General features: G+C 69.8%; 15 protein-coding genes and 1 tRNA gene. 7 read left to right on the forward strand and 9 right to left on the reverse strand.

Translation table 11 applies throughout. The features are described 5' to 3' along the window. The first annotated feature begins 30 nt into the window (after nucleotides 1–30). From EJP67_RS17680 to EJP67_RS17710, 7 genes are all read left to right on the forward strand, one after another. Nucleotides 31–834: a response regulator transcription factor gene (locus EJP67_RS17680; RefSeq protein WP_126023026.1), complete on the forward strand. Its 804-nt coding sequence runs from the start codon at nucleotides 31–33 to the stop codon at nucleotides 832–834. 177 nt (nucleotides 835–1011) lie between these two features. Continuing rightward, nucleotides 1012–1629 (forward strand): ubiquinol-cytochrome c reductase iron-sulfur subunit, encoded by a 618-nt coding sequence (gene petA, locus EJP67_RS17685; protein ID WP_126023027.1) that lies wholly within the window; start codon nucleotides 1012–1014, stop codon nucleotides 1627–1629. 14 nt (nucleotides 1630–1643) lie between these two features. Continuing rightward, nucleotides 1644–3080 carry a cytochrome b gene (locus tag EJP67_RS17690; RefSeq protein ID WP_126023028.1) on the forward strand — a complete coding sequence of 479 codons (1437 nt, stop codon included), beginning with the start codon at nucleotides 1644–1646 and terminating at the stop codon, nucleotides 3078–3080. Between the two features lie 36 nt (nucleotides 3081–3116). Next, entirely contained in the window at nucleotides 3117–3890 is a 774-nt protein-coding gene (locus EJP67_RS17695; protein WP_019654379.1) for a cytochrome c1, read from the forward strand. A 96-nt stretch (nucleotides 3891–3986) separates the two neighbouring features. Continuing rightward, on the forward strand, nucleotides 3987–4598 hold the full coding sequence (locus EJP67_RS17700; RefSeq protein ID WP_007835362.1) for a glutathione S-transferase N-terminal domain-containing protein: 612 nt from the start codon (nucleotides 3987–3989) through the stop codon (nucleotides 4596–4598). Between the two features lie 157 nt (nucleotides 4599–4755). After that, entirely contained in the window at nucleotides 4756–5325 is a 570-nt protein-coding gene (locus tag EJP67_RS17705; protein ID WP_126023029.1) for a ClpXP protease specificity-enhancing factor, read from the forward strand. A 65-nt stretch (nucleotides 5326–5390) separates the two neighbouring features. Continuing rightward, nucleotides 5391–5466, forward strand: a tRNA-Thr gene (locus EJP67_RS17710). Nucleotides 5467–5510: 44 nt separating this feature from the next. Here the strand turns inward: EJP67_RS17710 and EJP67_RS17715 are convergent. The 9 genes from EJP67_RS17715 to EJP67_RS17765 all read right to left on the reverse strand — a co-directional run bounded on the left by EJP67_RS17715 (nucleotide 5511) and on the right by EJP67_RS17765 (nucleotide 22030). Next, nucleotides 5511–7679 carry an SWIM zinc finger family protein gene (locus tag EJP67_RS17715; protein ID WP_126023030.1) on the reverse strand — a complete coding sequence of 723 codons (2169 nt, stop codon included), beginning with the start codon at nucleotides 7677–7679 and terminating at the stop codon, nucleotides 5511–5513. Next, nucleotides 7676–8800: a VWA domain-containing protein gene (locus EJP67_RS17720; protein WP_126023031.1), complete on the reverse strand. Its 1125-nt coding sequence runs from the start codon at nucleotides 8798–8800 to the stop codon at nucleotides 7676–7678. The genes EJP67_RS17715 and EJP67_RS17720 overlap by 4 nt, the downstream gene beginning before the upstream one ends. Next, nucleotides 8797–11265 (reverse strand): DUF5682 family protein, encoded by a 2469-nt coding sequence (locus tag EJP67_RS17725; protein WP_126023032.1) that lies wholly within the window; start codon nucleotides 11263–11265, stop codon nucleotides 8797–8799. The genes EJP67_RS17720 and EJP67_RS17725 overlap by 4 nt, the downstream gene beginning before the upstream one ends. Before the next feature lie 245 nt (nucleotides 11266–11510). Further along, nucleotides 11511–12650 (reverse strand): ATP-binding protein, encoded by a 1140-nt coding sequence (locus EJP67_RS17740; RefSeq protein WP_126023033.1) that lies wholly within the window; start codon nucleotides 12648–12650, stop codon nucleotides 11511–11513. Nucleotides 12651–12658: 8 nt separating this feature from the next. Then, nucleotides 12659–16810: a DUF4132 domain-containing protein gene (locus EJP67_RS17745; RefSeq protein ID WP_126023034.1), complete on the reverse strand. Its 4152-nt coding sequence runs from the start codon at nucleotides 16808–16810 to the stop codon at nucleotides 12659–12661. Between the two features lie 207 nt (nucleotides 16811–17017). Beyond that, on the reverse strand, nucleotides 17018–18166 hold the full coding sequence (locus EJP67_RS17750) for a sensor domain-containing diguanylate cyclase (RefSeq protein WP_126023035.1): 1149 nt from the start codon (nucleotides 18164–18166) through the stop codon (nucleotides 17018–17020). Nucleotides 18167–18315: 149 nt separating this feature from the next. Beyond that, entirely contained in the window at nucleotides 18316–19167 is an 852-nt protein-coding gene (locus EJP67_RS17755) for an SDR family NAD(P)-dependent oxidoreductase (RefSeq protein ID WP_126023243.1), read from the reverse strand. Nucleotides 19168–19343: 176 nt separating this feature from the next. Further along, nucleotides 19344–21065 carry a single-stranded-DNA-specific exonuclease RecJ gene (recJ, locus tag EJP67_RS17760; RefSeq protein ID WP_126023036.1) on the reverse strand — a complete coding sequence of 574 codons (1722 nt, stop codon included), beginning with the start codon at nucleotides 21063–21065 and terminating at the stop codon, nucleotides 19344–19346. Then, nucleotides 21062–22030 carry a hypothetical protein gene (locus EJP67_RS17765; RefSeq protein WP_126023037.1) on the reverse strand — a complete coding sequence of 323 codons (969 nt, stop codon included), beginning with the start codon at nucleotides 22028–22030 and terminating at the stop codon, nucleotides 21062–21064. Before EJP67_RS17765 ends, recJ begins: the two co-directional genes overlap by 4 nt. Nucleotides 22031–22051 lie beyond the last annotated feature (21 nt).

The raw sequence follows: 22051 nt of genomic DNA on the forward strand, positions 1-22051 counted from the left end.
GCCAGGAGAAGACGCAGCAGGAGCGCGGACATGGAAATGAACATCCACTACACCTCCTCGACCGCATCGACGCCGGTACCCACGGCAGCGCAGTTGTATGGCGGCGTCTTCCATGCCGCGCTGGTCGTCGCGGACGACGCTGCCTGCGCCGACCGCATGCGGCGCATCCTCTGCGAGCTCGCGCCGCATCGCCGCGTGGTGGTCGCATCGGGCCGGGCCGAGGCGTTCAATCTGCTGGCGGCATTGCCCTATGACCTGGTGCTGGTCGACATGCGGCTGCCGGGCAGCGACGGTGCCGCCGTTCTTCATCATGTGCGCCAGACCTATCCGCGCGTCGAGAGCATCGGCATGTCGGCATCCGACGACCAGCAGCAGGTGAATGCCGCGATCGCGGCCGGCGCCATCGGGTATCTACTTACCGAAGCCGACGACGCGGAACTCGCCTATCTGCTGCGCTCCATCGAACGCGGAGGCTCGCCGATGGATTCGCGCATCGCGCGGCGCATCCTCGGTTCGATCGCCGCGTCCGCGAAGGCGCGCACGATCGAGGCCATCCGCGTGCAGGGCCAGCCGCCGCAACAGCAGCAGAAGCACAAACAGCAGCCGCAGGGAGAAGCTCCCGATTCCAGGCTGCCGCAGGGCCTGCTGTCGCCGCGCGAACTCAAGGTGCTGCGCCTGATCGCGCAGGGCTGGAGCAACCGGCAGATCGCCGAAGCGGTGTACCTGTCGGTCAATACCATCGAGTTCCACGCGAAGAGCATCTATCGCAAGCTCTCGGTCAAGTCGCGGACCCAGGCGGTCCACGAGGCGATGCAGCACGGACTGCTGAACTGAAGTCCCCGCGGCGACAGTCTTCGTCGCCCTGTGCAGCCCCTGGCGGGCGCCCGCGGACGCGGCGCGCCCCGCCCGCGGCCGCCGGCCATGCGCATGGCGGCCATTGAATATCCTTACAGCGCCCCGCTACAATCGCGGGTTGACTCCTGCTCCAGCGAAGAAGACAAGAGGATCCCCATGAGTGACATGACCTCCGGCTCGCACCGGATCGACACCAGCAAGCGCACGTGGTTGATTGCATCCAGCTGCGCTGGCGTGGCGGGCGGCGTGGCCACCGCCATCCCCTTTGTGAGCACTTTCCAGCCTTCCGAGAAGGCCAAGGCTGCGGGTGCTGCGGTCGAGGTCGATATCTCGGGCCTCAAGGTCGGCGAGAAGATCACCGTCGAATGGCGGGGCAAGCCGGTCTGGATCCTCAAGCGCTCCCCCGAGCAGGTCGCGGAACTCCCCAAGCTCGACGGCCAGCTGGCCGATCCCCTCTCCAAGCGTCACCCCGACGAATTCACCCCCAAGTACGCACAGAACGAGCACCGCTCCATCAAGCCCGACGTGCTCGTCGTGGTCGGCATCTGCACCCACCTGGGTTGCTCGCCGACCGACCGCTTCCAGGCCGGTCCGCAGCCTTCGCTGCCGAACGACTGGGAAGGCGGCTTCCTCTGCCCTTGCCACGGTTCCACTTTCGACCTGGCCGGCCGGGTCTTCAAGAACAAGCCTGCGCCCGACAATCTGCCGGTGCCGCCACACATGTACCTGTCGGACACCAAGCTCCTGATCGGTGAAGACTCCAAGAAGGCCTGAGGCGGAAGAAGAACATGGCTGAATTCCACGAGATTTCCCCCAACGCACCCGCCGGCGCCAAGCTGCTGAACTGGGTCGACAACCGTTTCCCGCTGAGCAAGCTGTGGAACGACCAGTGGGGCAAGTACTACGCGCCGAAGAACTTCAACTTCTGGTACATCTTCGGCTCGCTGGCGATGCTGGTCCTGGTGATCCAGATCGTCACCGGCATCTTCCTCGTCATGCACTACAAGCCCGACGCGAACCAGGCGTTCGCATCGGTCGAGTACATCATGCGCGACGTGCCGTGGGGCTGGCTGATCCGCTACATCCACTCGACGGGCGCCTCGGCGTTCTTCATCGTGGTGTACCTGCACATGTTCCGCGGCCTCATGTACGGCAGCTACCGCAAGCCGCGCGAGCTGATCTGGGTGTTCGGCTGCGCGATCTTCCTGTGCCTGATGGCCGAGGCCTTCATGGGCTACCTGCTGCCCTGGGGCCAGATGTCCTACTGGGGCGCCCAGGTGATCGTGAACCTGTTCGCCGCCATTCCCTTCGTCGGCCCCGACCTGGCCCTGCTGATCCGCGGCGACTACGTGGTGAGCGACGCCACGCTGAACCGCTTCTTCAGCTTCCACGTGATCGCCGTGCCGCTGGTGCTGCTCGGCCTGGTGGTGGCCCACCTGATCGCGCTGCACGAAGTGGGCTCGAACAACCCCGACGGCATCGAGATCAAGGCCAACCGCGGCCCCGACGGCCATCCGCTGGACGGCATTCCGTCGCATCCGTACTACACCGTGCACGACATCTTCGGCGTGGTGGTGTTCCTCACGATCTTCTCGGCGGTGATCTTCTTCGCTCCCGAGGCGGGCGGCTACTTCCTCGAATACAACAACTTCATCCCGGCCGACTCGCTAAAGACGCCGAACCACATCGCCCCGGTGTGGTACTTCACGCCGTTCTATTCGATGCTGCGCGCGACCACCGACGACATGGTCAACGTGTTCTCGCTGATCATCGCCGCTGCCGCCATCTGGAACTTCGTCAAGGGCAAGTCGGGCATGGGCCTGAAGATCGCGGGCATCGTCGTCGCGGCTGTGGTGATCTTCCTGCTCAAGACCTTCGACGCCAAGTTCTGGGGCGTGGTCGTCATGGGCGGCTCGGTCATCATCCTGTTCTTCCTGCCGTGGCTCGACCACAGCGAAGTCAAGTCGATCCGCTACCGTCCGGGCTGGCACAAGTATGTGTACGGCCTCTTCGTTTTCTTCTTCCTGATCCTGGGCTACCTGGGCATCCAGCCTCCCGGCGTCTGGGGCGAGCTGGCCATCGGTTCGTTCAAGCTGGACATCGCGCAGACCATCTCGCAGATCGGCACGCTCGTGTACTTCGGCTTCTTCCTGCTGATGCCGTGGTGGAGCCGCAAGGGCGAATTCAAGACCGTGCCCGAGCGCGTGGTCTTCGCCGCCCATTGATGAGAACCAGAAGCCAAGAGAGCTGAGAGAAACACGATGAAGAAAAGCATTTCCGGCTGGCTCGCGGTCCTGGGTCTCGCGCTGGGCCTGACCTTCTCCGCGGCGGCATCGGCCGAGTCCGGGGGCATCGCGTGGGACAAGGCGCCCAACAAGACGAACGACGTGAGCGCGCTGCAGAACGGCGCCAAGCTCTTCGTCAACTACTGCCTGAACTGCCACTCGGCCGCCTTCATGCGCTACAACCGCCTGCAGGACATCGGCATCACCGAGCAGCAGATCAAGGACAACCTTCTGTTCACGACCGACAAGGTCGGCGAGACCATGAAGGCCAACATCGACGCGCGCCAGGCCAAGGACTGGTTCGGCACCACGCCGCCCGACCTGACGCTGGTCGCGCGCTCGCGCGCCGGCCACGGCGGCACTGGCGCCGACTATCTCTATACCTACCTGCGCACCTACTACCGCGACGAAACCAAGGCCACCGGCTGGAACAATCTCCTGTTCCCGAGCGTCGCCATGCCGAACCCCCTGTGGGAACTGCAGGGCGAGCGCCGCCCGGTCTACACCAAGGTCGAACAGCACGGCCACGAAACCGAAGTGTTCAAGGGCTGGGAGCAAGTCACTCCCGGCACCATGACGCCCGTGCAATTCGACAATGCGGTCGGCGACCTGGTGAGTTACCTGCAATGGATGGCCGAACCGGCTCAGAACACCCGCGTGCGCATCGGCGTGTGGGTGCTGCTGTTCCTGGCCATGTCGGTGGTATTCGTGTGGCGGCTGAACGCCTCGTACTGGAAAGACGTCAAGTAGTTCCGTGCACGCCGACCGGATACCTTCGGGCATCCGGTCCCACAGAGTGGGTTGCCAACGCGACCCACTCTTTTTGATTTTTAGGAGTCTCTCGCCATGATGGTCTTGTATTCAGGAACGACCTGCCCCTTTTCCCACCGCTGCCGCTTCGTGTTGTTCGAAAAGGGCATGGACTTCGAGATCCGCGACGTCGATCTCTACAACAAGCCCGAAGACATCAGCGTGATGAACCCGTACGGCCAGGTGCCGATCCTGGTCGAGCGCGATCTGATCCTGTACGAGTCGAACATCATCAACGAGTACATCGACGAGCGCTTCCCGCATCCCCAGTTGATGCCCGGCGACCCGGTCGACCGCGCCCGCGTGCGCCTGTTCCTGCTCAACTTCGAGAAGGAACTGTTCGTGCACGTCTCCACCCTCGAGAACCGCACCACCAAGGGCAACGAGAAGGCGCTCGAAAAGGCCCGCTCGCACATCCGCGACCGCCTCACGCAGCTGGCGCCCGTGTTCCTCAAGAACAAGTACATGCTGGGCGACAACTTCTCGATGCTCGACGTGGCCATCGCTCCGCTGCTGTGGCGCCTCGACTACTACGGCATCGACCTCAGCAAGAACGCCGCGCCGCTGCTGAAGTACGCCGAACGCATCTTCTCGCGTCCGGCCTACATCGAAGCACTGACCCCGTCCGAAAAGGTCATGCGAAAGTAATTAAGATCGCCCCCAGGCTTCGCGCACTTCGTGTCGCTTCGCCAACCCCCTTCCGGGGGCAACACCTGCGGCCCGGCAGAGCCGGTTCCGCGGTGTTCCGCGAAGAGACGGCGGCCTGTCCGAGGCTGCGATTTCGCGATTGCACGGTACCAATTTCATGATCAACGCGCTCGAGTCGTCCTCCACCCGCCCGTACCTCATCCGGGCGCTGTACGAATGGTGCACCGACAACGGCTTCACGCCCTACGTCGCGGTGCAGGTCGACGAAACCGTGCAGGTCCCGCGCGAGTACGTGAAGAACGGCGAGATCGTGCTCAACATCAGCTTCGACGCGACCAGCTCGCTCAAGCTCGGCAACGACTTCATCGAGTTCAAGGCCCGCTTCGCGGGCACTGCGCGTGAAATCAGCGTGCCGGTGGGGCGCGTGATCGCGATCTACGCGCGCGAGAACGGGCAGGGCATGGCGTTTCCCGCGCCGGCTCCGGCCGTTTCGTCGGATGGCAACGTCGATGCTCCGATGCCCGTCCAGGCACCTGCGCGAGCGCCGCTGCGCGATGCCTCGCGCGGCAGTGGCTCCGAAGGCGATGCCGGCAAGATCGTCCACCTGGTGACGGGCGAAGACGGCAGCGAGACAGTCGATGCCGGCGCGCTCACCGACCCAGTCGACGAACCGCCGCGCCCGCCGTCGGGTGGCGGCACCCGGCCGTCGCTCAAGCGCATCAAGTAGGCGGTCGCGAATGGCGCCTGGCTGGACCAGTCGGTATCGCCACTAGAATCACGCATTGGAATTCAGCCGCTTTAGCTCAATTGGTAGAGCACCCGCCTTGTAAGCGGAAGGTCGTCAGTTCGATTCCGACAAGCGGCACCAAGCAAGAAACCCCTGAGTCCCGAACAGCTCAGGGGTTTTCTTATTCATGCAGAGGCCGACTGCGCCACCCCCTGCATAGCCAACCCCAGCATCGCCAGTTGCCCCACCAGCGCCAGCCGCTGCGCCGAGCGCACGTTCTCGAGCACCGTTCCCAGCAGCGCAGCGCTGCGCCCCAGTCCGGCCTGCTTCAGCCGCAGCACCTGCGCCTGCGCCCGCGACAGCGCGCCGCCGCTCTGGTGCCGCAGGCCCTGGCGCAGCCATAGGGCCAGCAGTTCCAGCGTGTCGCCGGCCAGCGCGTTCAGCGCGGGCGTCTCCTCGATGTCGCTCTGCAGGCCCAGCGGCTGCGGTGCGGCGGTTTCGACCTGGAGCACCACGGCGCGCTGGTCGGTGAGCACGGTCAGCGGCTGCATGACAGCCTGGTCGCCCTGCAGGTGCACGGTGCCCGCCACCGCGCGCAATGCACCGTGCTCGCCGGCCAGGGTGCGGGCCAGGGCGTCGACGGCACCGGGGGTCACCGAGCGATGCGGCAACGCCAGGTGCAGCCACGATGCGTTGTCGTCCGTCGTGTCCTCCTCATCTTCCGTTTCCGGCGCCTGCCCCAGCCGCGCATGAAGCACCTGTGCCGCGGCATCCCAATGGCACGATGCCACTTCCATGCGCTCGAAGGCCACCACGTGCAACTGGCCGGATGCGCCGGCCGAAGCGCCGCTCGCGGCCTGCCTGGGCTTCACGAAATCCGGCTGCGCCTCGCGCAGGTGCGCCACCAGTGCGGCCACGCTGTGCTGCCGCAGCGGCGCGACGAGGTCGTCCCACGACTTGGGCGACAGCGGCAGCACGCCGGTCTGCCGGGCGCCGGCGGTGATGTCTACCAGCCCGTTCGCGCGCCGGGTGGCGGTCTTGGTGATGACCTGTCCGCTCGCCAGTTGCCGCAGCGGAAAGCCTGCGACGCGCCGGTTCATGAGGCTGGGCGCCGCGCCGCCGGCGGCGGCGTCCGCCGTGCGTGACCACTGGCGCTCCAGCACGGTCACGTTCTGGGTGTCGGGGTCGGCAAAGAGGATGCTCGCGCCTTCGGCCGTCTCGTCGGACCAGAGCTCGGCGCCGAGCGAAACCAGCCGCAGATGGTCGAGCGCGACTTCGCCCTTCACGCCGATGCCGAGGATCTGGCTGGCCGGCAGCGCGGGCCGGGCAGAAGAGCCATCCGGCGGATGGCCCGCGTGCGCCGCCGCCCGCAGCCGCGCCCACAGCTCGGTCGTCACGCGCAGCAGCCGCAGCGGCTCGAAGCGGCTGCTGCGCGCCTGTTGCGCCTGCAGGAGTTGCCAGAGTTCGTCGAGCGCGTCGTCCACCCAGCTCCAGCCCAGCGTGCGTGCCTGTTCGCGCACGGCCTCGAAGCGGGCGGCCAGCGCCATCGCGGGCTGGCTCGATCCGTCGAGCCACAGCGACAGCAGCAGGGCGTCGATGCCCGAGCGCAGCGCGACGGCTGTCTCGCCATGCATCACGGAGGTCGCCGGCGATGCAACCGAATCCTCTTCGGACGACGCGGCCGGCTGCACCTCGACCATCACCTCCGCCGAGCCCGGTTCCAGCGCTCCGGCCTGCCGGAACGCCCACAGCGCGATCACCACGTGCGCGCAGCCGCCGCCCTGCTTGCAGTCGCAGCGCGCATGAACCAGCGAACTGCGCGAGAAGAAACGCACGCTGCACATCGGCAGGCGCGCCACCGGCGGGGCGCTCGCGCTGCGCCAGGCCTGCACGCCGACCACGGGACGCGCGGCGGCGAGCTTCGCGGCCTGGTCGAGCACCGAGGGCGCGAAGCTCGCGGCCAGCGCGGCATCGTCGAACTGCGCGGGGCTCCAGGCGGCTTCGGGCTTGGGCGGTGAAGCTTCGACCGACGCGATCGACGCGCCAGCCTCCGCCGGAGCCGCCTTCGCCTGTGCCTGGTAAGCCAGCACCAGCATCACCCGGTGCCTGCACATGCCGCTGGCAGGGCAGCTGCACTGCGCGTCGCGCAGCGTGCGCCCCGGCGGCAGGCTGGTGCGCACGCCGTCGTCGAACTGCGCCTGCACCGTGCCGTCGGCCGTGGTTTCCATCTTCGGCAGCAGCCCGGCCGCCACGTCCTTCTGCGCGCGCTTGACGAAGCCGGCGTTGGCCAGCGCGGTCAGCGCCTCGGGCGTGAGTTCGAGCAGGTCGGCCCTCGATGCGACGTCGCCGCTCATCCCTGCACCTTCTCGGCCAGCCAGCCGGCGAGCTGGCCCGGCGTCATTGCGCCGATCTGCGCGCCTTCGCGCACTAGCCGCGCCGCCATCTCGCGGTCGTAGTTGGGCTCGGCGTTCGAGTCGAGCGCGGCCAGCCCCAGCACCTTGGCGCCGGATTCGACCAGCGCCTTCACGCGCCGCACCAGTTCGTATTCGCTGCCGCCCTCGTAGAAATCGCTCACCAGCACCACGATGCTCTTCGAGGGGTTGGCGACCAGCGACTGCGCGTAGGCCACCGCCTTCGCGATGTCGGTGCCTCCGCCGAGCTGCACTTTCATCAGCAGCTCCACGGGGTCGGAGACGTCGGCCGTCAGGTCGACCACCGCCGTGTCGAAGGCAACGAGGCGGGTGCGCATGCCGGGCAGCTGCCACAGGCAGGCGGCCATCACCGCGCTGTGGATCACCGAGTCGACCATCGAGCCGCTCTGGTCGATCAGCAGCACGATGTCCCATGGTTCCGCATGCCGCCTGGTGCGGCTGATGAACACCGGCCGCTCCACGTAGAGCTTGCGGCGCTGCGGGTCGTAGCGGTGCAGGTTGGCGGCCAGCGTCTGCCGGAAGTCGAAGTTGCGCGCCACCTTCATGCGCGAGCGGCGGCGCCTGTCGCGGCTGCCGCTGAAGGCCTGGCGCACTTCGGTGGCGAGCTTTTCCATGATGCGCCGCACCACCTCGGCCACCAGCTTGCGCGCGGCGGCCAGCACCTCGGGGTTCATCAGGTGCTTGGTGTGCAGCACCGCGCGCAGCAGCGATTCCGAAGGCTCGATGCGCTCCAGCACCTCGAGGTTGGTCACCACCTCGTCGATGCCGTAGCGCTCGACGGCGTCCTGCTCCAGCCGCTCGATCACTTCCTTCGGAAAGAGCGTGTGGATGGTGTTGATCCAGTCGGGCGTGCTCAGCGACGACGGGCCCAGGCCCGCGCTGCGTTCGCCGCGGCTTTCGCGGTCGGTGTCGCGGCCGTAGAGCCAATCGAGCGCGGCGTCGGCGGCCTGCGCCTCGGCGCTCAGTCCGCCGCAGGCCGATTCGGCCGGATCGCCCAGCAGCAGGCGCCAGCGCTGCAGCGGATCGGGAATGTCGAGGCTCATGGGCGGGGCGCTTTCTCGGTGTCTTTTTCTTCTTCGTCTTCCAGCGTCACGCCCCAGGCAGCCAGGCGCGCGAACACCGCGTCCTCCACCCGGCGGGCTTCGGCCAGCTGCTCGGGCGGTGCCTCGCCGCTGCGGTGTGCGGTGAGGGCGCGGCGCGACAGGTGCGTGGCGTCGTGCAGCGCCAGCACCTGGTCGGCGAGCAGGCCGCGCTCCTGCGGCGGCAGCCAGGCGAAGGCGGCGCGCAGGCTGGGCATGGCGCGCACGAAGTCGGCGTTGTCCAGGGCCTGCACGGTGCGGTCCATGCCGGCGACGAAGGCGGGCTCCGAAGCGAGTTGCTCGCGCGCGAGCGCCAGCAGACCGGTGAGTGCATCGCCGAGCACCGGCGCGGGCAGCGACTGCAGCAGCTGCATCGCCTCGGCCGCGCCGCTCTCGCCCTGCGCATGCGGGTCGTCGGTGCGGCCTGCCAGGCTCAGCGTCGCTCCCAGCGCGGCGCCTCGGCTCAGGGGGGAAGCGGCGGGGTCGGCGGCCTTGCGCTGCCACACTGCGAGCGCGCGGGCCGGCTCCAGGTCGAGCAGTGGCTGGGCGTCCGAAGAATGATCCTGCGCATGCGCCAGCACGTCGGCCACGATGCGGCGCAGTGCCAGATGCCCTTCGAGGTGCGACTGCATATCGGCCGGCGCGATGGCCGCAGGCGGTTCCAGCAGCCACAGCGCGCGGTCGAAGCCCGACTCGATCACCACGCGCAGCACCGGCGCGTCGGCCATGCCCAGCATCTGGCCGTGGCGCAGCAGCGTGTGCAGCACCGACAGGGCAGGGCCCAGCGCCTCGAAGCGCGGCTCGGCGGCGATCGCGCCGCGCAGCTCGCGCAGCAGCGTGTCGCTCAGCGCGGAAAGCCCCGCCCACGCGGCCTGGTTGAGGCCCTCGGCCAGCGGGCCGATGCGGCCCTGGGCCTGGCGCAGGTCGTCTTCGAGCCGGGCGCGCGCCGCATCGTGCAGGCTCGCGCCCCAGGCGCCGGCCTCGATCAGCGCCGCCTGCTGCTCCAGCGGCTCCGAGAGCGACCACAGCTCGGTGCGCTCGCCCGACATCGCGAGCTTCGGCCCCTGCGTGCGCCGCACGCCGGGCAGCCGCAGGATCGCGAGGCGATGCAGAACGCGGCTTCTCGCGCGGTCGGTTTCGGTGAGCAGATCGAGCTTGAGCTGGCCGCGCAGCGCGATGCCGTGTGCGCCGAGCTCGGCCTGCACGGCGGCCACCAGCGGCGGCTGCGGCGTACCGGGCGCGAGGCGGCCGACGATGTCGCCGGCCAGCACGTCCATGGCCTGCACCAGCACGGGGTCGGTGCCGGGACGCATCTTGCCGCGATAGGTCCAGGGCAGCGGCGCATCTAGCGCGTCCTTGACCAGCGCGCCGGCCAGCGCGTCGAGCCAGTCGGAGCGCAGTGGCTTGTCGTGTCCGCGCAGCCGCGCGAGCCCCTGGGCGCGCAGGTGCACGGCCATCAGGTCGGCGGTGGAGGCAGGCAGCTTCTTGTCGCGCAGGCGCTGCATCACCAGCTGCAGCGCGCGGTGCGCGGCGCCCTCGGGGCCGTGGTCCCACACCCACTGGTAATAGGCGGGCGAGGGCATGCCCGAGGCATAGCCCGCGAAGGCGTCGAGGCGCTTGAAGGTGTAGGGCACGAGATAGGAGCCGAAGCGCAGCGGGGCCTGCGGGCTGGCTGGCTGGACTGGTTGTGCCTCGTCTTCATCCTCGTCGGTGGTCTCCGGCGAAGGCCGCGGCGTCTCAGGGAGCGTGGCGGGCAGGCCCTGCCACAGCCGCGCGAGCGCAGGCGCGTGATAGCCGCCGCACACCACCAGCGCCTGCGCGCGGCCGGGTTCGCCCGGCTGCGCCATCGCCCATGCGATCCAGCGCGCCATCATGGCTTCGCGCGCCTGGTTGCCCTGCGAGCCGGGGTCCTGGCCGCGCAGGTGGTCGAAGTAGGTGGAAAGGCGCTGCGCGAGTTCGGCCACGTCGCAGCCGTCCTCGAACAGGTGGTCCCACAGCGCGTCGCGGCCCTGCACCGAGAGCTTCTCGGTCAGCGCGCGTTCGTAGGCTTCGGCGCGCTCCTCGTGCTCGTGGTCGGCCACGTCGGCATAGCGGTTCTCCATGCGCGAGAAGGCGTCGTGCCAGGCCGGCAGGTCGATGAAGCGCACGGTCGATCCGACCTCGCGCGCCACCTGCAGCGCCTGCCACTCGGGCGAGTGCTCGGCGAAGGGCGACCACGAGCCGCGGTGCGTGCGGTCGCTCGACAGATAGCTGTAGATCGCCACCGGCGGGCTGTGCCGCAGGTAGAGCTCGTCGAGCCGCTCGTTGAAGTCGGCCGGGCCTTCGATGAGCACGTACATGGGGCGCAGCGCGCGGATGCGCTCGGCCACCAGCCGCGCGCAGGCCGGGCTGTGGTGGCGCACGCCCACGATGTGCGGGAATTCATTCATGGCCACCACCATGGCGCGCCAGGCGAAAGCGAGGGCCCTGCGCGGAACACCGCGGAACCGGCTTTGCCGGGCCGCAGGTGTTGCCCCCTGCAAGGGGGCTGGCGAAGCGACACGAAGTGCGCGAAGCCTGGGGGTGAGTCCGAGTCCACCGCGGAACCGGCTTTGCCGGGCCGCAGGTGTTGCCCCCTGCAAGGGGGCTGGCGAAGCGACACGAAGTGCGCGAAGCCTGGGGGTTTGCTCATATATCAGGGGAGGCGGTGGCGGGCTTCGTAGTACGCGCGCCAGTGGGTGCCGCTGCGCTTCGCCGCCTTCTGCTCGAAGTAGCGCCGCAGCTTCGCGCGGTCGTCCGCGTTGTCCTTCACCACCGTGCCGGCGATGCAGTCGACCAGGTCGGCCGGCGAGCCCTCGCGCTGTTCGAGGAACCATGCGCGCACGCCCACCGCGTGCGCCACGTTCACCGCCTCGGCGGTGGACATCACGGCGGTGAGCCGGTCCATGGCTGCATCGCTGCCGCCATTGCCGCCATCGCCCTTCGCGGGCGCGCCGCGCAGGTCGCGGAAGGTGGACACCAGCAGCTCCAGCACGGGCGCGGGCACCGTCTTCGGAATGCCGCTCTGCGCGAGCAGCCGCGCCGACGACTCCTGCACCAGCGCCAGTTCGCGGTCGAAGTCGAGGATGGGGAACACGGTCTCGAAGTCGAAGCGCCGTTTCAGCGCCGCGCTCATCTCGTTCACGCCGCGGTCGCGCGTGTTGGCGGTGGCGATGATGTTGAAGCCCTCGCGCGCATACAGCATGCCGTGCTCGCCCGAGAGCTCGGGCACCGCCATCACGCGGTCGGAGAGCATGCCCAGCAGGCAGTCCTGCACCTCCAGCGGCGCGCGCGTGATTTCCTCGAAGCGCACCACCTGGCCCTGCTGCATGCCCAGGTACAGCGGCGCCGGCACCATCGCGCGCGGGCTCGGCCCCTCGTTGATGAGCAGCGCGTAGTTCCAGCCGTACTTGATCTGGTCCTCGGTGATCGAGGCGCCGCCCTGGATGGTGAGCGTCGAGATGCCCGAGATGGCCGTGGCCAGCAGTTCCGACAGCATCGACTTCGCCGTGCCCGGCTCGCCCACCAGCATCAGCCCGCGCCCGGTGGCCAGCGTGACCAGCATGCGCTCGATGCTGGCCACGGGCGCGACGATCTTCGGCGCGATGTCGAGCGCCGCGTCGCCCAGGATGAACGAGCGCGCGGCCTTCAGGCTCAGCGCCCAGCCCGGCGGGCGCGGGTCCTTGTCCTGCGCGCGCAGGCGGGCGAGCTGGCCGGCGTAGAGGATTTCCGCCGGCGGGCGCTGCAGCGCGCCGGGAGTGGAGGTGTCTTTGGATGTCTTGCTTGCGGTGGCCATCTGGTCGTTCAGGCGCGAAGGCCCTCCATGTCACGAATGAGTTCGCTCGCCGAGATCGGATCGAGCTGGTTGAGCGTCTCCGCGTTCTGCATGTTGCCCCAGCCCGAAGGCTTGCCGACCTGCACTTCGCCGAGTTCCTGCTCGGGGTACTCGTCGACCATGCCGACGATGATGCCCGGGTCGAGGTACAGCTCGATCACGCGGTCGGTGCCCAGCGGCTTGGTGAAGTACCAGATGCCGCCGCCGTCCTGCGCCTCGCCGCGGCGCCAGCCCTTGTTGACCAGGCCGAGCACGCGGCCGGTGGGCACCTTGGCGCTCTTCCAGCGTTCGAGCTTGTTGCTGCCCTTTTCTTCGTCGGTGAGCGTGTAGACGTCGCGGCCGATCTGCGCGAAGGGCTGCAGCAGCTCGTAGTCGGCGAACACCTGGCCGAAGGCGGCGGCGTCGGCCGCCGGCAGTTCGAGCGCGTGCGGCACGCCGATGCGGATGTTCTCGCCGGTGGGCAGCTCGAACGCATCGTCCTCGGCCGTGGTGTAGCTGCCATCCTCCGCCACGCGGAAGCAGGCCTTGAGCGTGCCGCCGTAGCTGCCGCCGCCGGCCACTTCGTACACGCCCCAGATCAGGCGCTGCACCAGGTGGCGCACCAGCGGATGCTCGACCAGGAAGGTGCGGAACACGTCGGGCGTCCAGCGGCGGCGGGTGCACATGGCGACTTCGAGGCGCAGCAGCTGCTGGCTCGCGATGGTGCGCGCGTCCTTCTTGAGAAGCTTGAAGCGCTCCACGGCTTCCTTGCCGAGCTCTGCGTCGTCGGTCTTCTTGGGCTTGGGCAGGTCGGGCAGGCGGGCGCCGGCCACGCCGTCGGCGCCGATCTCGCGCACGTAGGGCTTGAGCGTCTCGTCGAAGCCCACCTTGAAGGCGCGCGGGCCGAAATCGAGCCGCATGGTGCCCTGCTCGTCGAGGCCGAGGTCGGGCGCGAGGCGGTCTTCGAGTTCCTCGGTGCTCAGGCCGCGCGCCTCGGCGATGGCGTCGATCTTCTCGCGCGCCTTGTCCTGCAGGCCCTTGAACTTGACCTTCTGCGCGATGCCGTTGAGCAGCATCAGCGCCACGTCGCTGCCGATGTTGGCGAGCACGTCCAGGCCGGTGACGGCGCGCGCATGCGCCGCCTCGCCGGGCCAGGCGCGGATGAAGGGCGTGAGCCTGCGCGCGGTGTCGTCGTTGCCCAGGTGGCCCAGGCTGGTGAGGGCCCAGCCTTCCTTGCTCGGGCCGCTGGCTTCCAGCCAGGCGGTGAAGGCGTCCCAGGCGAAGTCGGCGAGCGAGCCGGCGTCGCAGGCTTCCTTGACCATGGCGATGCCTGCGTAGACCTCCTCGTTGGTCGGGAAGGTGAGCATCTGGCCCAGGTGCTCCAGCGCGTCGTCGGGCAGCGCCTTGCCGTTCTTCAGCACCGGGCGGCGCCAGCCGCGCGGCTGCCAGAACTCGGGCAGCTTCGCGCGCTTGGTGGGGAAGCGGTCGAGCGGGCTCTCGTCGAGCACGGCGCGCAGCGCCTCCACCACCTCGGGCCTGCCATAGCGGCCTGCCACTTCGAGCAGCAGCGCCTCATGGTCGTTGGCATACAGCAGGCGAAGCGCCGAGCCGGCACAGTCGCGTGCCTCGCCGGCCTTGCCCAGCGCGGGCGCGATCAGCCCGCAGGCGGCGTGCTCCGGGAACTTCAGCAGCCATTCGCGCCCGGTGGCGCGCAGCGTCTTGAGCTTGGCGAAGGCGCGCGCGGCGGGCAGCGCGAGTTCGGGCGCGCCGTAATAGAGCGCGAAGGACAGGTTCTCGCCCGGCTTGGCGCGCACCATCGACAGCAGGCCCGGCAGCACCGCCAGGCCGTGCGTCGCGAGGATGCGGCCGATGCCGTAGTCCTCGGCCTCGCCGGCGATCGCGTTCCAGAAGGGCACGCCGACGGCGGCCGGCAGCATCGCGGCGTAGTCCGACTGGAAGCGGAACCAGTAGTAGCGCTCCTTCTTGCGCTCGGCCACCATCGCGCGCCAGCTGGCGATGAGCGCGTCGGCATCGCCGGCGGCGACCGCGGCCACGGCCGCTTCGTTCAGGCCGCGCAGCGGCTGCTTGCTGCGGTCGAAGCCCAGCTCCTCGAGCAGCACGCGCACGTCCTGCTGCGCGCTCGAATGGCGGCTCTTCTGCCACGAATTGGCGCTCAGCGCGTTCGCGCGCGCCGCCTCGTCCCAGCGCTCCACGGGCGCGAGCGCCAGCGGCTCCAGCACCAGCGCGCCTGCCGCCTTCTTCTGCACCTTGGCGAGCCACGGCGGCGCGGCCAGCACGCCCGGCAGCTCGTCGGCGCCGGCCACTTCGGCGGGGCCGGCCAGCAGCGCGAGCTGGCGGTCGATGACGGCCTGCGCGCCGGCATCGAGCCAGGGCCGCAGGGCGTCGATCGAGCCCGCGTGCGCGCGCAGCAGGCGCGTGAGGCTGGGCGTGACGAGGTTGGCGTCCTTGCCGCCGGCGGCCACCAGCCGCGACAGCGCCACCAGCGCCGCCTGCGGCCAGCGGTCGACCGAGAGCGCCAGGCGCGCGAGCGCCGCCTTGGAACTGCCCGCCACGCGCGCCAGCGCCTGCACCGCCTCGGGCGTGCCGATGGCGGCGAGCCCGTCGCCGGCCTCGTCGCTGGCCGCGCCACGCTCCAGCCCTTCGACCGCATCGATGCCGCGTTCCTGGATCAGCGTGGCGACCATGTTGTCGTGGCCCCAGAAGCCGGTGGAGTAGCCCACGCGCGTCTTCGCGGCCAGCGCGATCGCGGCGGGCTCGGTGGCGGTGAGCGCCAGCCAGTGCAGCGTCTCGGGCGTGTCTTTTTCGGCCGCGAGCGAGTGCGCCAGCGCGTTCGAGATCTCGGGCGCATCGGGCAGCAGCATCGCGATGATCGGCCGGCGGCTCGCGTGCAGCTGCGGCAGGGCCGCCTCGATCCGGTCGCGGGCTTCCTGCCAGGCCTCCTGCGGGGCCGCGGCCAGATGGCGCCGCATGGCCTGCTCGCCCTGGCCCAGCGGGCCGCGCCAGCCGTTGCTCATCGGGCGGGTCACGGCGCTGGTGAAGCGGCTCTTGCGGGTCTTGGTGCTGTGGCTGTAGTCGGTCTCGACCTGCACGCGCTGCGCGTCGAGCATGACGCCGGTGGCATCGGCCAGGCCGTACTGCGCGACCAGGTAGTCGACGATGGCCTCGGCCGGCTCGCTCTCGCCGTAGTAGCCGGAGGTGCTCAGCGCGAGCGCGAGCATCAGCGCGTCGGCTTCGGTATCGGGGCCGGGCGCCGAGCCGGCGGCCGGCGCGCCCACGCGCTCGACCACGCGCTGCGCCGCGGGGCGCAGCGCCGCGTCGGTGCCGTCGAGGTCGATCGAGCCTTCCAGCTTGCGCTGCGCCAGGAACCACGCGGCCGTCACGCCACGGCTTTCCACCGGCTGCGGAAAGCGGCGCGATGCGAAGGCCACGCGCCGCATCTCGGGCGTGAAGCGCACCGGCGCGCCGGCGGCCAGCCAGGGCGGGGTGTCGGTGCCGGCTGCCGCATCGGAGGAGGGCAGGGCGGCCGGTGCCCCGGTGCCGCCGGATGCGGCCGCAGCTGCGAGCTGGCGGGCGATTTCCCTGGCGCGCTTGCCTGGCGTGGCGGTGGTGCCCCAGCCGGAGAGCAGGCCCTGGTCCTTCAGCCGCTTGAACGCGAGCGCCGCGCCCTGTTCGCTCACGCCGTGCTGGCGCTTGAGCACCGCCGCCGAGATGGCATCCGTCGGCTTGAGCTGGTCGGCCTCCAGTTGTGCACGCACGGCTTCGAAGGCACGGTCCGCCTGCGCATCGATGCTCTCGGTGGGGGCTGCCGCCACCGGCTCCTGCGCTGCCGCCGCTGCTGGTGCTGCCGCTTCCGCCTTCGGCGCCGCCTCGGCCTTGGGCTTCGCCGCGGTCTTGCCGATGGCCGCGTCTGCGGCCACGCCGACTTCGCTGTAGCCCTTGCCGGTCTTCTCGTTCACCAGCTTGGTCAGCGCGGTTGCCGCCTTGGCGGCGTCGTCGAACGACTTGGTCTGGCTCTGGCCCGCGGTGCCGATGCGGCCCCAGCGGATGTTGAGCTCGGTGTCTGCCTGCTCGATCTCCCAGAATTTGCTGGCGGTTCCCTCGATCAGTTCAAAACGGCGCATGGAAAAAACGTCCTCCTGTGAATCGATGAAGAGCGGTCGGAGACGGCGGCCCGGGGCTCTTGTTCCGGGCGCGCGGGCAGTTCCTTCCGCTGGGTCGCCGCCGAGGATAAGGGGCCGGCGTGAAGGCTCGGCCGTCGCGCGGTGCCTGTCGGCAAGAAGATTTCGCTTTCCGCACCGGACGGTGCGTGGCGGTTACGAAGAAACTATTCAGGAGGCGCGCCCGAGCTCGTTCGCGAAGACATAGGCAGGCCCCATGCGCTGCCGGTTGCAGTGCGCCAGCGCGCGTTCGGCCGCTTCCAGCAGGCCGGCGAGCGTGTCGCCGTCGCCGGGGTGGCAGGCGATGCCCATGCTGATTTCGCCGCCCGCAAGCAGCCGGCCCTCGTGGGCCACCGGCCTCGCGCCGGCTGTCTCGATGCGGATCGCCATCTCGGCGAGCTTCTGCCGCGGCGGCATGCCGACCAGCAGGATCGCGAAGCTGTCGGGGCCGAGCCGGGCCACCATGTCGTCCGCGCGCACCTGCTCGCGCAGGCGCTGCGCGATGGCGGCCAGCACCGCGTCGCCGCCCGCCTGCCCATGCCGTTCGTACACGGCGTCGAAGCCGTTCAGGCCGATCAGCATCAGCGAGAAGCTGCGGTCCTCGCGCAGCCATTCCTCGCCGCGCAGCTCGAAGCCGGCTTCGCTGGCGGCGCCGGTGAGCGCGTCGATGCCGGGAGCAGCCATCAGGGCCTGTGCGCGTGCCTCCAGTGCTCTTTCATCGCGGATGCGCGCGGCGGCGGCCAGGGCCAGCAGCGCGAGTTCGGCGATCACCGCGGCCTGCGCAAGGCTCGCGTGGCCCGGCGTCCACGGCTGCGCGCCCCAGGCGGGGAGATGCGCGGCCGAGACGCCTGAGAGCATCAGCACCGCGCCCACGCAGAAGAGCAATGCGGGCCATGGCATGCGGCGGCGCACCGTCAGCGCGCCAACCGCGAGGAGCACGGTGGAGGCCGCCATCAGCGCCTGCAGCACGCGCAATATCCAGGGCAGGCGGGTGTCGATGGCGGCATGAATCGTCGCCAGGGCCAGCGCGGCGAGCAGCCCGAGCGCGATGCGATCCAGGCGCGGCGCAAGCCGGTTCAGCCGCAGCAGCTGCCGCGCGAACGCCACCCGGCAGGCGGCCCACAGCGTCAGCGCCGACGCGGCCCAGTGCGCGAGGGAACTGCCGGGTGCGATGCGGTCCAGCCCCGCGAAGCCCGCCAGCGCAAAGCCGCAGGCCAGCACGTACCAGCCATGCATGCGCGCGTTGCCGGACACCAGCAGCAGCACGAGGCCGCAGACCATGAGGCCGGCCAGCAGGCCGAGGCTCATGCCGGTTTGCATGGGCGATGGTGGTTGGCTGCAACGGGGCGAGGGCTGGGCGGCATCCGGTCGGCTTCAGGCAGAAAGTCGGAAGAAAGTCGCCGATCGTAGCCGGGGCCGGCAGCGCCCGCGCAAGCCCTGCGCGCGGGCACGCAGGAAAGGGAGTCAGCTCAGACGAAGGGCCGGGCGTGCTGTTGTTGCTGCTGGTGCACTTCGCCGCTGCCGGGTTCGGCGATCCGCCGGTGCTGTTCGGCGAGGCGCGGCGCCGACATCACGCGCGACAGCGCCACCTGCATCTTGTTGCGCCAGCCGGCGATCACGCCGCTTTCGCCGCGCATCATCGCGTCGAAACCGATGCGCGCTACCTCGGCCGGGTCGGCCTTGTCGCTTTGCCGGCCGACGCGCGTGTCGAGCATGTCGGCGCGCGCGAAGAAGTGGGTGTCGGTCACGCCCGGCATCAGGCAGGTGACCGACACGCCCGTGCCCTTGAGCTCGTTGCGCAGCGCCATCGCGAAGGAATCGATGAAGGCCTTGCTGCCGTTGTAGACCGCCTGGAAGCTGCCCGGCTGGAAACCGGCGATGGAGCCGGTGATGAGGATGCGGCCCCAGCCCGCCTCGCGCATGCCGCGGCCCACGCATTGCACGAGGTAGATGGTGCCGGTGATATTGGTGTTGATGACGTGCTGCACGTCATGGAAATCCTGGTCCAGGAAGCCGTGGCCCAGCCCGTGCCCGGCGTTGGCGAACAGCGCGTCCACGCGGCGGCCTTCGGTGGCGGCCAGCAGCGTGTCCACGCCGTCGCGGGTGGCGAAGTCGGCGCGCACCGAGAACACGTTGGCCCCGAGCATTCGCAACTCGGTCTCGGCCTGCGACAGCGGCTCGTCGGCGCCGATCAGAAGGTCGTAGCCCCTGCGCGCCGCGAGCAGCGCGAGCTGGAAGCCGATGCCGGAGGAGGCCCCGGTCACCACGGCAAGGGGGCGGGTGTCGAGGCGAGGCGGCGGCCGGGTGTCTGTGGTCTGCATGTCGTTCTCCTTGAAGCCGACGATGGAGTTCATCCCATCGCTCAAGTGGCTGAAGTGGTGGTTGTGTTTTTCCACCGTAGAACGACGACTCGGCGCATGCGTAGGAATCCGTCCCGACCGCGCGCGCGTCATCGCTTGCGAACGGGAACCCCGGGACCTTCCGCTGGAACTTTCTTCTAGAACTCCGCGCCTTCCACCAGGAAGCGCAGCCGCCGCACTCCTTGCCACTCGTCCGCGTCGAGCCGGAACGCCAGCTTGACCTTCGGCGGCAGCGGCTCGGTGTGGCTGAACCACATCGCGTCGATGGGCTGGCCCTGATGCCTGAGCTTGAGCGACAGGTGCTTCTCGCCCACCAGCCGCTGCGATACCACTTCCACTTCCTCGCTGAAGGTGGGCGGCGCGAAGCCCTGGCCCCACACCTCGCGATGCAGCGTGTCGACGAGGTCGATGCGCATGTACTCGCGCGCGATGGGGCCGTCGGTCTCGATCTGGCGCGTGAGCGCCGACTCGGCCAGCAGCTCGCGCGCGACCTGCGCAAAGCCTTTTTCGAAAGTCTCGAAATGCTCGCGCGCCACGGTGCAGCCGGCGGCCATCGCGTGGCCGCCGAAGCGCAGCAGCACGCCCGGATGGCGCTTGGCCACGAGGTCGAGCGCGTCGCGCAGGTGGAAGCCCGGAATGGATCGGCCCGAGCCTTTCAGCTCCTGCTCCTTGCCCGGCGCAGCGCTCGCGGCGAAGACGAAGGTGGGGCGGTGGAAGCGGTCCTTGATGCGCGAGGCCACGATGCCGACCACGCCTTCGTGGAAGCCCGCGTCGAACACGCTGATGGCCGGCGGCGGCGCCTCGATGCCCTCGCCATCGGCGGCGAACAGCGACTCGGCCAGCAGCAGCGCCTGGTCGCGCATGCCGCCCTCGATGTCGCGCCGCTCGCGGTTGATGCCGTCGAGCATGCGCGCGAGCTCTTCGGCGCGGCCAGCGTCGTCGGTCAGCAGGCATTCGATGCCCAGCGTCATGTCGGACAGACGGCCCGCTGCGTTGATGCGCGGGCCGAGCGCGAAGCCGAAGTCGAAGGTGGTCGCAACGGAAGCGTTGCGCCCGGCCGCCTTGAAGAGCGCGGCGACGCCGGCCGGCATCGCGCCCGCGCGGATGCGGCGCAGGCCCTGCGCCACGAGGCGGCGGTTGTTGGCATCGAGCCGCACCACGTCGGCGACGGTGCCGAGCGCGACGAGAGGCAGCAGCGCGTCGAGCTTGGGTTGCGTGGCCGTGTCGAACACGCCGCGCCTGCGCAGCTCCGAGCGCAGCGCGAGCAGCACGTAGAACATCACGCCCACGCCGGCGATGCTCTTGCTCTCGAAGCCGCAGCAGGGCTGGTTGGGGTTGACCAGCACGTCGGCCGCGGGCAGTTCGGGCCCGGGCAGGTGGTGGTCCGTCACCAGCACCTGCAGGCCGCGCGCCTTGGCGGCGGCCACGCCCTCGACGCTGGCGATGCCGTTGTCGACGGTGATGAGCATGTCTGCGCCGCTCGCGGCCACGCGCTCTGCAATCGGCGGCGTGAGGCCGTAGCCGTCGACCACGCGGTCGGGCACGAGGTAGCTCACGTTCTTCGCGCCCAAGAGGCGCAGGCCGCGCACGCCGACCGCGCAGGCGGTGGCGCCGTCGCAGTCGTAGTCGGCGACGATGCACAGGCGCTTGTCCTGCGCGATGGCGTCGGCCAGCAGCGCGGCGGCTTCGCGCGTGCCGTGCAAGGTGTCGGGCGGCAGCAGCAGCGCGAGGCCGTCGTCCAGTTCTTCCTTGGCGCGCACGCCGCGCGCGGCGAAAAGGCGGGCGAGCAGCGGATGCACGCCGGCCTGCTCCAGCGCCCAGACGGTGCGGGGCGGGATATCCCTGGCTATGATTTTCATAGCGACTCCAGCAGGGCGGGCGCCTGCTTGCGGTCGAACAGGCTCTTCGCCCAGCGGGCCAGGCCGCGCGGCTGCACGGTGTAGCGCTGCGAGGCGCGGTCGCCGCACAGCGTGAGCGAGATGTCGCTGGCGCCGCGCGTGTACTCGGTCAGCAGGGCGGCGACAGGGCCGGCATCGAGCGCCTGCCAGGCCTCGGCCCAGCCGATGCCGTCGTCGCGCAGCGCGGGGGTGCGCAGGGAGTCGTTCACCGTCGGCGCGACGGCGGTTGCGGCTTCTTCATTCTTCAGCGCGCCGGTGCCCGCGAGCCAGAAGGAATTGATGGGCGGCACGCCGCGCGCGGCGCGGTCGTCGTTCACGCGCTGGGTGTACAGCAGCATCTGCATTTCGTTCTGCAGCCGGCGCAGCGGCCGCGCGGCGTCGGCCAGCGGCGACCACTGCGAAACGGGGTAGCCCACCGCGCGGTCGATGGAGGCGGTGGCCAGCCCGTCGAAGATGCCGGCGCGCGCCAGCCAGCGGCCGGGCACGGGCGAGGCGTGCAGCGCGATGCCGTCCTCCTCGAAGAAGGGGCGGGCGGCTTCCAGCAGCGCGGCCGATTCGGCGGCGTCGATCTCGGTGGATGACGGGTCGCCCAGCACCACATCGTCGATACCCACCTGCCAGTTGCACAGCGTGACCATGCCCCAGCCTTCGGTATCGCCCGCCGTGGCGATGCCCAGCCGGCGCGCTTCGAGCGCGGCCCAGGGAATGCAGCCGTCGGGCGCGGCGATGCCCAGCGCCTGCGCCAGGGCGCGTTCATGCGGAGGCGAGCGCGTGCTTTCGTCCTGCGTGTCGGTGTCCGCGAGGGTCAGCCGCGAGAGCAGGTTTTCGAGATTGGGGAGCCGCAGCGTGGAGAGGGCCGCGCGGCACGACGGGGAACCGCGGCCGGCGAAAGGGATCAGCAATTGGCGTGGGGAGGTTTCGGCCATTCCCCTATTGTCCGGGAAGCC

This window comes from Variovorax guangxiensis, assembly GCF_003952165.1.
Lineage (GTDB): Bacteria > Pseudomonadota > Gammaproteobacteria > Burkholderiales > Burkholderiaceae_C > Variovorax > Variovorax guangxiensis.

Coding starts and splice junctions, on each gene's coding strand:
- EJP67_RS17690 (WP_126023028.1), top strand. CDS start 1,644: ATGGCTGAATTCCACGAGATTTCCCCCAACGCACCCGCCGGCGCCAAG.
- EJP67_RS17745 (WP_126023034.1), bottom strand. CDS start 16,810: ATGCGCCGTTTTGAACTGATCGAGGGAACCGCCAGCAAATTCTGGGAG.
- EJP67_RS17755 (WP_126023243.1), bottom strand. CDS start 19,167: ATGCAGACCACAGACACCCGGCCGCCGCCTCGCCTCGACACCCGCCCC.
- EJP67_RS17715 (WP_126023030.1), bottom strand. CDS start 7,679: ATGAGCGGCGACGTCGCATCGAGGGCCGACCTGCTCGAACTCACGCCC.
- EJP67_RS17705 (WP_126023029.1), top strand. CDS start 4,756: ATGATCAACGCGCTCGAGTCGTCCTCCACCCGCCCGTACCTCATCCGG.
- EJP67_RS17725 (WP_126023032.1), bottom strand. CDS start 11,265: ATGAATGAATTCCCGCACATCGTGGGCGTGCGCCACCACAGCCCGGCC.
- EJP67_RS17700 (WP_007835362.1), top strand. CDS start 3,987: ATGATGGTCTTGTATTCAGGAACGACCTGCCCCTTTTCCCACCGCTGC.
- EJP67_RS17740 (WP_126023033.1), bottom strand. CDS start 12,650: ATGGCCACCGCAAGCAAGACATCCAAAGACACCTCCACTCCCGGCGCG.
- petA (WP_126023027.1), top strand. CDS start 1,012: ATGAGTGACATGACCTCCGGCTCGCACCGGATCGACACCAGCAAGCGC.
- EJP67_RS17680 (WP_126023026.1), top strand. CDS start 31: ATGGAAATGAACATCCACTACACCTCCTCGACCGCATCGACGCCGGTA.
- EJP67_RS17720 (WP_126023031.1), bottom strand. CDS start 8,800: ATGAGCCTCGACATTCCCGATCCGCTGCAGCGCTGGCGCCTGCTGCTG.
- recJ (WP_126023036.1), bottom strand. CDS start 21,065: ATGAAAATCATAGCCAGGGATATCCCGCCCCGCACCGTCTGGGCGCTG.
- EJP67_RS17765 (WP_126023037.1), bottom strand. CDS start 22,030: ATGGCCGAAACCTCCCCACGCCAATTGCTGATCCCTTTCGCCGGCCGC.
- EJP67_RS17750 (WP_126023035.1), bottom strand. CDS start 18,166: ATGCAAACCGGCATGAGCCTCGGCCTGCTGGCCGGCCTCATGGTCTGC.
- EJP67_RS17695 (WP_019654379.1), top strand. CDS start 3,117: ATGAAGAAAAGCATTTCCGGCTGGCTCGCGGTCCTGGGTCTCGCGCTG.